This window comes from Streptomyces sp. NPDC021019 (assembly GCF_044333295.1).
Taxonomy (GTDB): domain Bacteria; phylum Actinomycetota; class Actinomycetes; order Streptomycetales; family Streptomycetaceae; genus Streptomyces.
On record NZ_JBIRQR010000009.1, the window covers coordinates 171,208 to 184,794 of the forward strand.

General features: G+C 72.4%; 12 protein-coding genes. 7 read left to right on the forward strand and 5 right to left on the reverse strand.

Annotated features, from left to right (window positions below):
- Positions 1-30 precede the first annotated feature (30 nt).
- From ACH4RG_RS33545 to ACH4RG_RS33555, 3 genes are all read left to right on the forward strand, one after another.
- Positions 31-627, forward strand: a complete 597-nt coding sequence (locus ACH4RG_RS33545; protein WP_397931274.1) for an ankyrin repeat domain-containing protein — start codon at positions 31-33, stop codon at positions 625-627.
- Positions 624-1,805: a YncE family protein gene (locus ACH4RG_RS33550; protein ID WP_398540701.1), complete on the forward strand. Its 1,182-nt coding sequence runs from the start codon at positions 624-626 to the stop codon at positions 1,803-1,805. The genes ACH4RG_RS33545 and ACH4RG_RS33550 overlap by 4 nt, the downstream gene beginning before the upstream one ends.
- Positions 1,806-1,942: 137 nt before the next feature.
- Entirely contained in the window at positions 1,943-3,358 is a 1,416-nt protein-coding gene (locus tag ACH4RG_RS33555; RefSeq protein ID WP_398540702.1) for a M1 family metallopeptidase, read from the forward strand.
- Between the two features lie 273 nt (positions 3,359-3,631).
- Here the strand turns inward: ACH4RG_RS33555 and ACH4RG_RS33560 are convergent, their stop codons facing one another.
- Entirely contained in the window at positions 3,632-4,207 is a 576-nt protein-coding gene (locus ACH4RG_RS33560) for a TerD family protein (protein WP_018959769.1), read from the reverse strand.
- 238 nt (positions 4,208-4,445) lie between these two features.
- Between ACH4RG_RS33560 and arfB the strand changes: the two genes are divergently transcribed.
- On the forward strand, positions 4,446-4,880 hold the full coding sequence (gene arfB / locus ACH4RG_RS33565; RefSeq protein WP_397931281.1) for an alternative ribosome rescue aminoacyl-tRNA hydrolase ArfB: 435 nt from the start codon (positions 4,446-4,448) through the stop codon (positions 4,878-4,880).
- Between the two features lie 53 nt (positions 4,881-4,933).
- Here the strand turns inward: arfB and ACH4RG_RS33570 are convergent, their stop codons facing one another.
- On the reverse strand, positions 4,934-5,440 hold the full coding sequence (locus ACH4RG_RS33570; protein WP_397925090.1) for a flavin reductase family protein: 507 nt from the start codon (positions 5,438-5,440) through the stop codon (positions 4,934-4,936).
- Between the two features lie 428 nt (positions 5,441-5,868).
- Between ACH4RG_RS33570 and cdgB the strand changes: the two genes are divergently transcribed.
- Together cdgB and ACH4RG_RS33580 are read left to right on the forward strand one after the other, a co-directional pair.
- Complete coding sequence (cdgB, locus tag ACH4RG_RS33575; RefSeq protein ID WP_398540703.1) at positions 5,869-7,524, forward strand: diguanylate cyclase CdgB; 1,656 nt, start codon at positions 5,869-5,871, stop codon at positions 7,522-7,524.
- A 144-nt stretch (positions 7,525-7,668) separates the two neighbouring features.
- Positions 7,669-8,682 carry a carbohydrate-binding protein gene (locus ACH4RG_RS33580; protein WP_398540704.1) on the forward strand — a complete coding sequence of 338 codons (1,014 nt, stop codon included), beginning with the start codon at positions 7,669-7,671 and terminating at the stop codon, positions 8,680-8,682.
- A 34-nt stretch (positions 8,683-8,716) separates the two neighbouring features.
- On the opposite strand, the gene ACH4RG_RS33585 is transcribed toward ACH4RG_RS33580, so the two are convergent.
- From ACH4RG_RS33585 to ACH4RG_RS33595, 3 genes are all read right to left on the reverse strand, one after another.
- Entirely contained in the window at positions 8,717-9,643 is a 927-nt protein-coding gene (locus tag ACH4RG_RS33585; RefSeq protein WP_397925096.1) for a 1-phosphofructokinase family hexose kinase, read from the reverse strand.
- Between the two features lie 148 nt (positions 9,644-9,791).
- On the reverse strand, positions 9,792-10,949 hold the full coding sequence (gene nagA / locus ACH4RG_RS33590; protein WP_397925098.1) for an N-acetylglucosamine-6-phosphate deacetylase: 1,158 nt from the start codon (positions 10,947-10,949) through the stop codon (positions 9,792-9,794).
- Entirely contained in the window at positions 10,949-11,839 is an 891-nt protein-coding gene (locus tag ACH4RG_RS33595) for an ROK family protein (RefSeq protein WP_397925238.1), read from the reverse strand. The genes nagA and ACH4RG_RS33595 overlap by 1 nt, the downstream gene beginning before the upstream one ends.
- Positions 11,840-12,272: 433 nt before the next feature.
- On the opposite strand from ACH4RG_RS33595, the gene ACH4RG_RS33600 reads away from it, so the two are divergent.
- Complete coding sequence (locus ACH4RG_RS33600) at positions 12,273-13,550, forward strand: extracellular solute-binding protein (protein ID WP_397925100.1); 1,278 nt, start codon at positions 12,273-12,275, stop codon at positions 13,548-13,550.
- The last annotated feature ends 37 nt before the right edge of the window (positions 13,551-13,587 follow it).

Below are 13,587 nucleotides of genomic sequence, written 5' to 3' on the forward strand. Positions count from 1 at the left end.
CGCACAGGCACAGCCGGGAACGGAGCACCCATGAACGCCCTCGATCACGACCTGCTCACCGCCGCACGCACCGGCGACACCGAAGGTGTGCGCACCGCGATCGAGGGCGGCGCCCGGATCGACGTCCGCGACGAGGAGGTGCGCACCCCCCTCCTCCTCGCCGTCCACGGCGACCACGTCGAGGCGGCCCGGCTGCTCGTGGCCGCCGGGGCGGACCCGAACGCCCAGGACCGGCGCGAGGAGAGCCCGTGGCTGGCCACCGGCGTCACCGGCAGCGTCGCGATGCTGCACGTACTGCTCCCGGCCGGACCGGATCCGACCCTGCGCAACCGGTTCGGCGGCATCTCCCTCATCCCGGCGAGCGAACGCGGCCATGTCCCGTACGTACGGGAGGTCCTGCGGGTCACCGACATCGACGTCGACCACGTCAACCGGCTCGGCTGGACCGCCCTGCTGGAGGCGGTGATCCTCGGCGACGGCGGTCTCGCCCACCAGCAGGTCGTGGAGCTGCTTCTCGCGGCCGGGGCGACGCGGGACCTGCCCGACGGCGACGGGGTGACGCCCCTCGCCCACGCCGAGCGGCGCGGTTTCGCCGAGCTGGCCGCCCTGCTGCGGGACGCCGCGTGACCGGGGCGCCCGGCCCCCGCGCCCGTCGCCTCGCCCCCGGGCTCGTCGCGGCCGCCCTGCTCGCCGGGTGCTCGGCCGGCCCGACGGAGGCGGCCCCGGACACCCCGGGCACCCGGAGCCCGTCCGCCGCGGCCGGCACCGCGGCGACCCCCGAGCCCTCCCGCGCCCCCACCGGCCGCACCCCCGACGGCACCCTCCTCGTCGCCGACTTCGGCGGCGACACCGTGACCTTCGTCGACCCCGGGAAGGACGGGTCCGGGAAGGGCGGGGCCCCCATCGCCTCGGTGAAGGTCGGCACCGCGCCCTACGGCCTCGTCGTCGGCGAGGACGGGCGGGCCTGGGTCGCCACCGCCGAGGGCGTCGCGGTCGTCGACACCCGGGAGCGGACCCGGCTCGCGCTCGTCCCGTACGAGACGGAGTCCGGCCCGGTCACCACCGGTGAGTACCGGGGCGGCGGCATGGGCATCGCCCTGGCCCCGGACGGGAAGCACGTCTACGTCGGCGTCAACGTGCCCGGCGGCGACGGCGCGGTCGAGGTCATCGACACCGCGACCCGCGAGGTCACCGGCACCGCGCCCGTCGGCATGCGCCCCTTTGACGTGGACGTGTCCCCGGACGGCCGCGAGGTGTACGCCACCGGTCACGACTCCTTCGACGTGACGGCGGTGGACGCCGACTCGCTGGAGACCCGGCGCATGGAGGTCGCCCCGTACGGCACGGAGGGCGGGCTCGGCTCCTGGCTGAAGCCGCACTACGCCGTCGTGCGCCCCGAGGACGGCAAGCTGCTGCTGCCGTTCGAGGGGGAGCGGCTCGCGGTCCTTGACCCGCGCACCGGAAGGGTGACCATCGAGCCGATGACCGCCGACACCCACCAGCACGGCGCGGTCCTCGCCCCCGACGGCACCCTCCTGGTGGTGGGCACCGGCCCGATCGGGTCGGACGACGGGGACCCCTCGCTCACCGTCCGGTCCCCCGACGGCGAGGAACGGGTCGTCCCGCTGGACGGGCCGCACGAGGACGTGGCGGTGTCGGAGGACGGCCGCACGGCGTACGTGACCGGCGGCTTCACCCGCGACGGGTACTGGAACGGCGTCACGGTCGTCGACCTGGACGACGGGAACGACGAGCCGGTCCGCCTGGAGGCAGGCAACCGGCCGCTCGGAATCGTCATCCTCTGAACCGGAGCCGCCCGTTCTTCCCCCGAGGCGGGCGGCTCCTTCCGGTTCCCCGAGGTGGGCAACTCCTCCGGCTCCCCCGGAACGGGCGGCTCCTTCCGGTCGCGGGAACCGGTGCCCCGAGACCTAGGATCGACCGGGTGAACCACCCCCACCCGGCCCGGCGGCGCACCGCGCACCTTCTCCCGCCGCTCGCCCTGGCCCTCGTCCTCCTCGGCGGAGGCTGTACGGGCGGGGTGCGGGGAACCCCGGGCGCGGCCGGGCTGCGCGACCCGTACTTCCCGGGGCTCGGCAACGGCGGCTACGACGTCACCCACTACGGCCTGGAGCTCGACGTCGACCCGGCCCGGGGCCGTCTGCGCGGCACCGCCACGATCACCGCCCGCGCCACCCAGGACCTGAGCGCCTTCCACCTCGACCTCGCCGGGCTCGACGTGGACGGCGCCGCGGTCGAGGGCCGCCCGGCCGCCGTGAACCGGGCGGGCAGGGAGCTGACGCTGCGTCCGGCGGCCGACGTCGAGGACCGGCTGCGCAAGGGGCGTACGTTCACCGCCGTGGTGCGCTACTCGGGCTCCCCGGAGACGATCACCGACCCGGACGGGTCGAAGGAGGGCTGGCTGCGGACGGCCGACGGCGCGGTCGCCCTCGGTGAACCGGCCGGTTCCATGGCCTGGTTCCCCGGCAACCACCACCCGAGCGACAAGGCCGCGTACGACATCGCGATCACCGTCCCCGAAGGGCTCGCGGGGATCTCCAACGGGGAGCCGGTGTCCCGGCGTACGGCGAACGGGCGCACCGCCTACCGCTGGCGGACCGCCGAACCGATGGCGAGCTATCTGGCGACCGTCGCCGTGGGGCGGTTCGTCACCGAGGAGTCGGTGACGCCCGACGGCATCCGGCTGTTCACCGCCGTGGACCCGGAGTCGGCGGCGGCGAGCGAGGACGTGCTGGCGCGGATTCCGGCCGTGCTGAAGTGGTCGGCAGAGAAGTTCGGCCCGTACCCCTTCGCCTCCGCCGGGGCGATCGTCGAGCGGACGGGCGACTCTGCCTACGCCCTGGAGACCCAGAACCGTCCCGTCTACCCCGGGCCGCCGGACACCGCGCTCCTCGTCCACGAACTGGCCCACCAGTGGTTCGGGAACTCCGTCACCCCCGCGACCTGGCGGGACATGTGGCTGAACGAGGGCTTCGCGACCTACGCGGAGTGGCTCTGGGCCGCCGACCACGAGGACGTACCGGTCGCCGAGAGCTTCGAGGCGGCGTACGAGTCCGACGCGAACTGGGCGTTCCCGCCCGCCGATCCGCCGACCGCCGCCGAGCTGTCCGAGCCGCCGGTCTACGGGCGGGGAGCGATGGCCGTGCACCGCGTCCGGCTCGTCCTGGACGACGACCGGGCGTTCTTCGCCCTGGTCAAGGGGTGGACGAAGGCGCACCGGCACGCCAACGCCTCGACCGACGACTTCACCGCGTACGTGGAGGAGGAGACGGGGCGTGACCTCACCGAACTGTGGGACGCCTGGCTGTACGGCAGGAGCCGGCCGCCCGTGGAGGGCTGACCGGCTCCCCTGGTCGCTGACGTGACGCGCTACGTGACGTCGACCCGGGTCCAGGTGGCCGAGACCGCCTTCAGCTCCTCGCTGTCCGCGCCGAACAGGCACCCGTCCGTGCTGTACGCCTGGGGAGCAGCGCTGTCCGGTATTCAGGGAAGTGGTGGCTCTCCGCCGTACGGGGCAGGCGGTGTGGCGGCCCCTCACACGCGCCGGAGCCCCCGGGCCGCGGAGGCGGGCCGGGGGCTCCGGTGAAGCGGGTGAAGCGGTTGTGCGCTCGGGTCAGAGGTTGACGCCGAAGTCCTGCGCGATGCCGCGCAGGCCGGAGGCGTACCCCTGGCCGACCGCGCGGAACTTCCACTCGGCGCCGTTGCGGTAGAGCTCGCCGAAGACCATGGCGGTCTCGGTGGCGGCGTCCTCGCTCAGGTCGTAGCGGGCGATCTCGGCGCCGCCGGCCTGGTTGAGGATGCGGATGAACGCGTTCCGGACCTGGCCGAAGTTCTGGCTGCGGTTCTCGGCGTCGTAGATGGAGACCGGGAAGACGATCTTGTCCACGTCGGCCGGCAGACCCGCCAGGTTGACGTTGATCTGCTCGTCGTCGCCCTCGCCCTCACCCGTGACGTTGTCACCGGTGTGCACGATGGTCTGGTCCGGCGTCGACTTGTTGTTGAAGAAGACGAAGTGGCCGTCCGAGACGACCTTCCCCGCCGGGTTGACCGCGATCGCCGAGGCGTCGAGGTCGAAGTCGGTGCCGGTGGTGGTGCGGACGTCCCAGCCGAGGCCGACCGTGACGGCGGTAAGGCCCGGTGCCTCCTTGGTGAGCGAGACGTTGCCGCCCTTGGACAGGCTTACTGCCATGGGAAGTCCCTTTCCTCGTCGTGTGCGGGCTTCGTGCCATCACGAAAGCTACCGTCACCCGTCATAACGCAAGCAGCAGACCACGAGGTTCCTGGTCGCTTTACTTTCTTTGCCGAACTTCGTCCCGAAGTGGAGCCGGTCAGGGGACACCGTGCGGCCCGGTGCCCGATCCCGGGCGGCCCCGGTGCGCGACCCCGTGGGCAAAAGAAGGTGACGAACAGGGCGCGGGGAAGGGACCATGGGTGTCATGTCCGGGCCCTATGTCATCCGCGGCTCGGTCTCCCTCCCGGAGGCCGAGCTCATGTGGCGTTTCTCGCGGTCCTCCGGGCCCGGAGGACAGCACGTCAACACCAGCGACTCCCAGGTGGAGCTGCGCTTCGACCTGGCGGCGACCGACGCGCTCCCCGAGGTGTGGAAGGCGCGGGCGCTGGAGCGGCTCGCGAGCAGGCTGGTGGACGGGGTGATCTCCGTACGGGCCTCCGAGCACCGCTCCCAGTGGCGCAACCGCGAGACGGCCGGCGCCCGGCTCGCCGCACTCCTCGCGGAGGCCACGGCGCCGCCGCCCAAGCCCCGGATCAAGCGGAAGGTCCCGCGCGGGATCAACGAGCGCAGGCTGCGGGAGAAGAAGCAGCGCGGCGACACCAAGCGCGGGCGCTCGGGCCGCGACTGGTGACCGCGACGTGAACGGGTGACTCCGACGCGAATCCGGGGCGGGGCCCTGTCCCGTCAGCCCAACTGGCGGTAGCGGCCCTTGAAGTACGCCAGCGGGTCGCCCTCCGGGCTCGGCAGCACCGCCGTGAGCACCCGTCCGATCACCAGGGTGTGGTCCCCGGCCACCACGCGCTGCTCGGTGCGGCACTCCAGCGTCGCCAGCGCCCCGCCGATCAGCGGCGCGTGCGTGACCTCGCCCCGTACGTACGGGACGTCCTCGAACAGCAGCCGGTCGCTGATCCGGCCCTTCATGGCGAACCGCCCCGCGACGTGCCGCTGGCTCGCGGCGAGGACGGAGACCGCCCACAGGGGCTGCTCGTCCAGCAGGTCGTCCATCCGGGAGCCGTTGCGCAGGCTCACCATCACCAGGGGCGGGTCCAGGGACACGGACATGAAGGCGGTCGCCGTCATGCCCACGTCCTCGCCCCGGCCGTCCTCGTCGAGGGGCGGCTCCTGGGCGGTGACCAGCACCACCCCGGCGGCCAGCCGCGCGAGGGCGGCACGGAACTCGTCGTTGCTCACTCCCTCAGCATGGGGGACGGTCTCGGGGCGCGGGGTGGGGGGCTTCGTCTGGAGCACACCCCGACGCTAACCGGGGGAGCCCGGCGGTCGCATCGGGCCAGGGGACCAGGTCGGTCCTAGGACCCCGGAAGCGTCCCGTGTGCGGGCGCACGAGCGGTGCGACCCACGGGCGCACACGACGGGAACCGGCCCCTCCGGCCCCACACGCGGCAGGAGCCGGCTCTTCCGGCTTCGCTCCGAACGAGGAAGGCCACGGTGCGTCACCGTCTCCACCCGGTCATCTGTTGTGACTTGAGTCACAGAGTCCATTTTCTGCTGACCCTGTGTACCGGCTGCACAGCTCACTGTGATTCAGTGGCCGTGACACTGCAACAAGTACGTCGATATGAAACCTGGAGTTGCTGTCGAGGTCTCGGGGAGTGCGAGCGATGGAGGCCGAGTCGGAACCGTACGTCCGCCTTGCGACCATGCGGCAGCTGCATCAGGCCGTCGCTGATCTCAATACGGCACGGAGTCTGGCGGACACGCTGCAGACCGTGGCCGACGGAATCGTCGCGGGCCTCGGCTACGAGCTGGGCTGCGTGAACCTGGTCCGGCCGGACGGCGACCTCGTCATCGCCGCCTTCGCGGGCAACGCCGCGGCCGAGGCCCTGATCACCGGGCGCGTCGGCTCCCGCGCCTCCTGGGAACGCCGGCTCTCCATGGGCGAGGCCTGGGACAGCCTCCGCTTCATCCCGCACACCGAGGGCTGGGTCCTCCTCGACGACGACGTACCCCAGTGGCACACCGAGGGGCCCGAACCCCGGTTCGAGGACGAGTGGCACCCGCTGGACCGGCTCTACGCCCCGATGTACGCCGCCGCGGGCGGCCGTGACCTCCTCGGGGTCATATCCGTCGACCGGCCGCGCAACGGGCGACGCCCCGGAGCCTGGGGGCGCGAGGCGCTCCAGATGTACGCCTCCCAGGCCGCCATCGCGATCAGCAACGCCCGCCTGCGGGCCAACATGCAGCGCGCCCTGGTCCGCCTGGAGCGGGAGCAGCAGGCGCTGCGGGCCAGCGAGGAGTCCTTCCGGCAGGCCTTCGAGTACGCGCCCAGCGGCATGGCCATCGCGGAGATGGGCGGCGACCAGCAGGGCAGGCTGCTGCGCACCAACGACGCCCTGTGCCGGCTGCTCGGCCGCCCGGCCTCCGTCATGCGCCGCTACTCCTTCGCCGATCTGGTCCATCCCGAGGACATCGGCACCCTGCTGCGCACCTCCGCCGAGGGCGGCCGGGCCGAGCTGCGGCTGAGCCGCCGGGACGGCACCTATCTCTGGGTCTCGCTGCGCAATTCGGTCGTCGCCGACACCGCCGACGGGCCGCGCTTCCTGCTCACCCATGTCGAGGACATAGAGGAGCGCAAGCGGCACGAGCTGAACCTCGCCCACCGCGCCTCGCACGACGCGCTGACCGGGCTGCCCAACAGCGCCGAGCTGAAGTCGCGGCTCAGCGCCCGGATCTGCGAGCGGCCGCACTCCCCGGCCGCGACCGCGATCGAGGCGCTGGACGCGGCGTACGGGGACGTCGAGTCGTCCCTGACCCACGGCTACCAGGCCGACGGCTACGAGGGCGAGGCGGTTCCCGACGGCGGCCCCTTCGACCACCATGTGCACACCGTGGCCCCCGATCCGGAGCACGACGACGGGACGAAGGGCCTCGCGGTCCTCTTCTGCGACCTCGACGGCTTCAAGTCCATCAACGACCGCTTCGGACACCACACCGGCGACGCCGTGCTCATCGAGGTCTCCCGGCGGCTGAGCACCTGTGTGCGGGACGGTGACACCGTCGCCCGGCTCGGGGGTGACGAATTCGTCGTTCTCGCCGACGGGCTCGGAGCGGCGGACGCCGCTGACCTGGCCGTTCGCCTGAGAAATGCCATCATTCCGCCCATAAGGGTCGACGGTCGCGCGGTCCGGGTCGGGGCGAGTTTCGGCATCGGGTGGGCCGAGTGCGGCATGACCGTAGAAGAGGTCCTGCGCTCCGCCGACCAGCGGATGTACGTGGAAAAGCGGTCCCGGTCGAAGGTTCACCGCAGGGCCGGATGACGTTCACGGCCCGTTTCTCCCCCTACCCCGTACCCGTTCCCCGGCGGCCGTCCGGGTCACTGAGCACAATTCGGGGCCTGCTCCGTTCGAGGTAGGCTCGGCCGGTCGGCGACGGCTGGCGACATGGTGAGGAGTGACCCAGGGATGACGGCCGGAAACAACGGCGCGAGCAAGCCCGAGGACGACGATCCGTTCGGCTATCTGTACGCGGACGGACAGGCGGCAGGCGCCCAGCCGCCCGGCCAGGGCGGCTACGGCTACCCGGGGCCGGCCGCGCAGCCGGGCGTGCCCAGAACGTCCTACAACCAGGTGCGGGCCGTCGGCGAGCGCCAGTACGGCCAGCAGCAGGCGCCCCAGCAGCAGGGCGGGTACGGCTACCCGCCCCAGCAGAGCTACGGCCAGCAGCCCCCGCAGCAGTACAACCGGCCGAACCCGCAGTACGCGGCCCCCGAGACCTACCCGGGCGGCGGGCCGGGCGGGCAGCCTCCGGCGCAGGGAGGCCGTGGCGGTGGTCCGGGCCGGGGCGGCCCGAACACCAAGGCGCTCCTGATCGGGGCCGTCGCCGTGGTCGCGGTCGTCGTCATCGGCATCGGCGCCGCCCTGCTCACGGGCGACGACGGCGACAAGGACGACAAGAAGGACGAGGCGTCCACCTCGCAGGGCCCCGCCGGCGAGGTCGAGGAGTCGAAGAAGCCGGAGAAGAAGCCCAAGGAGAAGCCGAAGCCGGTCGAGCTGCCGAAGCAGGACGCGGCGACGCTGACGCTGGGCGGCACGGCGGCCCTGGACTCCACGGTCAAGGGCGCCAAGGGCGCCAACGGCAACTACATCAACCTGAACGAGGTCGGCCGGTCGGCCACCTGGACGGTCGAGGTTCCCGAGGCCGGCGCGTACACCCTGTACGTGACGTACGGCGTGCCCGGCAAGGACGCGAAGACGACCCTGACGGTCAACGCGCAGGAGCCCCGCTCCATCAACATGGAGAACTTCGCGCAGGCCCCCGAGGGCGATCTGGAGAAGGGCTGGACGAACACGTACGCGTACGTCCAGCTCGACAAGGGCTCCAACACCCTCAAGCTGTCGTGCGAGACGGGCGATCAGTGCGACGCCAATCTCGACCAGCTGGAGCTGAAGTCGGGCCACATCAAGAAGAACGGCTGACGCACGGCCGACGCCCTGACCGCCCCCGAGGTGGTCAGGGCGTCGGCGTGTGCGGCTCCACCGTGACGCGGGGCAGCAGCTCCGCGTAGGCCGCCGCGTCGAACTCGCCGGCCGTCGGGGCCAGCACGGTCGCCGTCGACAGGGCCACCGCCCGGGCGAGGCGATCCGGCCAGTCGAGGCCCTCGGTCAGGGCGGACAGCAGTCCGGCCACCGCGGAGTCGCCCGCCCCGGTCGGGTTGCCGCGCACGGGGGCGGGCGGGGCGGCCCGCCAGACGCCGTCCGGGGTGAGGGCGAGCACGCCCTCCGGGCCCAGGGACGCGATCACGGACTGGGCCCCGCGGCGGCGGGCGTCGCGGGCGGCGCGCAACGGTTCGCGGGAGCCGGTCAGCCGGGCCAGCTCCTCGGCGTTCGGCTTGACCAGGTCGGGGCGGGCGGCGATGCCCCGGCGCAGCGGTTCTCCGCTGGTGTCCAGGAGCACGGGCACGGCGGCGGCGCGGGCGGTCCGGACCAGCTCCGCGTAGGCCCCGACATGGATGCCGGGCGGCAGGCTGCCGCAGAGCGCGACGGCGTCGGCTCCGGCGAGCAGCTCCTCGTACGTCCGCAGGAAGGCGGCCCATTCGGCGGGGCTCACCTGCGGTCCGGGTTCGTTGAGCTGGGTGGTGTCGCCGGTCGAGCGGTCGGTGACCGCCAGGGTGCGGCGGGTGTTCCCGGCGACGGGCACGAGGGCGTCGCGCGGCGGGAGCGGGGCCAGCAGGGAGCGCAGGACGTCCCCGGTCGGGCCTCCGACGAAACCGGTGACGACGCAGTCGTGGCCCAGCGCGCCGAGGACCCGGGCGACGTTGAGGCCCTTGCCGCCGGGGCGTTCGGTGACCTCGCCGACCCGGTGGCTGCGGTGCGGGACGAGCGCGTCGACGGTGTACGTCACGTCGAGCGCGGTGTTCAGAGTGACGGTCAGGATCACCTCGGCCGGCCCCTCCTTCGGTGCATGGACCCAACGGCGCGCGCGTTCGTCCGCGGCGTGCTCATCTGGTGATCATGTCAAAGCGATGGCGGTCGGCCCAGTCCCGCGGTCCGACCGCCATCGCTTCGTTACGTGCTCACCGCGTGGGCTACGCGGTCTTCGGCTCGATGATCCACTCGCCCCGGCGCATGACGCCCTTGAGGACGAAGTCCTCGTCGAGGACGACCAGGTCGGCGTCCTTGCCCGCCTCCAGCGAGCCGACCCGGTCGTGGATGCCGAGCAGCCGGGCGGGGTTGGCGGAGATGGACCGGACGACGTCCTCGACGGGGATGGCGTCGAGGGTGACGGCCCGCCGGAACGCGGTGTCCAGGGTGAGCGTGGAGCCGGCGATCGAGCCGCCGTCCACCAGCCGGGCCACCCCGTCGGTGACCTCGACCGCGAGCGGGCCGAGCTGGTACTCCCCGTCGCCGAAGCCGGCGGCGTCCATCGCGTCGGTGATCAGCGCGACGCGGCCCGCGCCCTTGTGGCGGTAGGCCAGCTCCAGGACGGCCGGGTGCAGATGCGTGCCGTCGTTGATCAGCTCGACGGTGATCCGGTCGTCCTCCAGGAGGGCGGCGATCGGACCGGGGTCGCGGTGGGCGAGCGGCGGCATCGCGTTGAACAGGTGCGTGGCGACGGTCGCGCCCGCCTCGATGGCCTCGACGGTCTGTTCGTACGTCGCGTCCGTGTGGCCGATCGCGGCGATGACCCCGTGCTCGGCGAGCAGCCGTACGGAGTCGATGCCGCCGGGCAGCTCGGTGGCGAGGGTGAACATCCGGGCGGTGCCGCGCGCGGCGTCCAGCAGTTTGCGGACGTCGGCCGGGTCCGGGTCGCGCAGCAGCTCCTCGCTGTGGGCGCCCTTGCGGCACGGGGAGATGAAGGGGCCCTCGAAGTGGATCCCGGCCAGGTCGCCCTGCTCGACCAGCTCGGACAGGACGCCCGCGCGCCGGGAGAGGAAGTCCATCTCGCCGGTGACCGTGGAGGCGACCATCGTGGTGGTGCCGTGCTCACGGTGCGTACGGATGCCGGTGAGGACCTCGTCGACGGTGCCGGAGGTGAAGGAGGCCCCGCCGCCGCCGTGGTTGTGCATGTCCACGAAACCGGGGACCACCCAGTGGCCGCTGAGGTCGATGGTCCGGGCGCCCTCCGGTGCGGAACCGGAGATCCGGGAGCCCTCGACGGTCACCCGGCCGTCCTCGACGGTGCCGGTGGGGAGCACCACCCGGGCGCCGGCGAGAACGGTGCTGTCTGCTGCGCGTCCGGCCATCAGGCGGAAACCTCCGTGGAGAGTAGATCCCAGGCGAGCAGCCCCGCGCCCAGGCATCCGGCGGTGTCCCCGAGGGCCGCCGGGACGATGTGGGGCAGTCTCTGGAACGTGACGCGTTCCTCGACGGCCGCACGCAGTGGTGTGAACAAGGTTTCCCCGGCTTCGGCGAGTCCGCCACCGATGATGAGGGTGCCCGGGTCGAGGAGGGTGAGCGCGGTGACGAGGCCGGCGGCGAGCGCGTCGACCGCGTTCTGCCAGACCCGGACCGCCGCGGGGTCGCCGGCCTCGACGGCCTTCGCGCAGTCCGCGGCGTCCGCCCCGGGGTCCCCGGAGGCGGCGGCCCAGGCCCGGGTCACGGCGGCGGCCGAGGCCAGCGTCTCCAGACAGCCGCGCTGGCCGCAGCTGCAGTCGGGGCCGTCCGGGCGGACCACGATGTGGCCGATCTCGCCCGCGTCCCCGTGGGCGCCCGCCTCGATGGTCCCCGCGATGCCGATGGCCCCGGCGATCCCGGTGCCCAGCGGGACGAAGAGGAAGCGGTCCGCGCCCCGCCCGGCCCCGATCCGGCCCTCGGCGAGCCCGCCGGTGCGGACGTCGTGGCCGAGGGCGACGGGGACGCCGAGGCGCTCGCCCAGGAGGGCGCGCAGCGGTACGTCGCGCCAGCCCAGGTTCGCGGAGTACACCGCGATGCCCTTCTCGGCGTCGACGATGCCGGGCACGGCGACCCCGGCGGCGACGGCGCTCTCGCCGAGGTGCTCCTCGCCGTGGGCCCGCAGGTCCGCCGCGAACCCGAGGATGGTCTCGACGACCGCGTCGGCGCCGCGCTCCCGGCCGGTGGCTCGCCGCGCCTCGTGGAGGAGGGTGCCGTCGGTCCCGACCAGTGCGGCCTTCATTCCGGTGCCGCCCACATCGAGGGCGATGACATGTCTCACGGGAGACAGTTTCGCCCGTCGACCCCCAAAAGGTCTAGTCCACTAGCGAGGTTTGTTGCGCACCCATACAAAATGATGAAGGAGTGAAGACCGGTCTTTTTCTACCGGAAAGTCACTCATGGGCAACCCGGACCGGGGGGAATCGGCCCAAAGGTCTGGACCAAGATACGGGCCAAGGCCCCCGACTGCCAGTACGCGTACGCCAGTTGTGGCCGCCGAGCCCCGTATACGTTGCCGAAGCGATACGCCGGTGGTGTAGACCTCCGCGTCGCCAATGGGGGAAAATCGCAGTTCATCCGGACGGCGCCCAGGACAGGGGCGGCGCTGCCGCGGCCGAACGGAGGCCGGGGGCCGGTGCCGTGCGCGCCGTCCGTGAGCCAGGTGATCAACGAGGATGGGCGAGGCAGTGCAGCGGCGCTTTGTGGGTCTGACCGCGGCGGTGGCCGCGTTGGCAATGACGGCGACGTTGGCGGGCTGCGGCGGTGACGGCGGCAAGGGCGACGTCACGCTCAAGCTGGTCGCCGCCGACTACGGCACCAGCCCGGAGAACAGCTCCGAGAAGTACTGGAGCGGAGTCGCGGCGGGCTTCGAGAAGGAGCACCCCGGCATCAAGGTCGACGTCACCGTTCTCCACTGGAAGGACGTCGACCGCGAGGTCGCCGCGATGGTCAAGGCCGGCAACGCCCCGGACATCGCTCAGATCGGCGCGTACGCGGACTACGCCAAGGCGGGCAAGCTCTACACCGCCGACGAGACGCTCGCGATCCGCACCACGGCGAACTTCCTGCCGCGGCTCGCCGACGCGGGCAAGATCGACGGCACGCTGTACGGCCTGCCCTTCGTCGCCAGTACCCGGCTGCTCTTCTACAACGAGAAGCTCTTCGACCAGGCGGATCTGGGCGCCCCCGAGACCTGGGACGACATCCGGAGCGACGCCGCCGCGCTCAAGGCGAAGGGCGTGGACTACCCCTTCGCTCTGCCGCTCGGCCAGGAGGAGGCCCAGGCCGAGACCCTGATGTGGCTTCTCAGCGGTGGCGGCGGCTACACGGACGACGTCGGCGCGTACGACCTCGACTCGGCCCAGAACGTCGCCACGTTCCGCTGGCTGCGGGACAACCTCGTCGGCGAGGGCCTCACCGGACCGGTCGAGCCGAGCAAGCTGGACCGGGCGAAGGCCTTCGAGGCGTTCGCCGACGGCGATGTCGGCATGCTCAACGGCCACCCCACCCTGATGGACAAGGCCGAGGCCAAGGGCATCAAGGTCGGCATGGTGCCGCTGCCCGGCTTCGACGGCCCGACCAAGGGCTCCATGGGCGTGGCCGACTGGATGATGGGCTTCAAGGAGAACGGCCACCGCCAGGAGATAGGCAAGTTCCTCGACTACGCCTACTCCGACGAGAACGTGCTGGAGTTCGCCGAGAGTTACGACCTGCTCCCGGTGACCGGCAGCGCCTCCGCCGCGATGGAGACCGACAAGAAGCACAAGAAACTGCGCCCGTTCCTGGCGGCCCTGCCGAACTCGACGCTCATCCCCTACAGCAAGACGTCCTGGGCCACGGTCAGCGACGGGATCAAGAAGAAGATCGGCAGTGCGGTCGCGCCGGGCAGTAACCCCGAGAGCATCCTCGGTGAGCTCGCCACCGAGGCGTCACAGGCGGAGGCCGCCGAGTAGCGGCCGCGGCCGCGGTGTCGGGGGTGGGCGTTAGGTT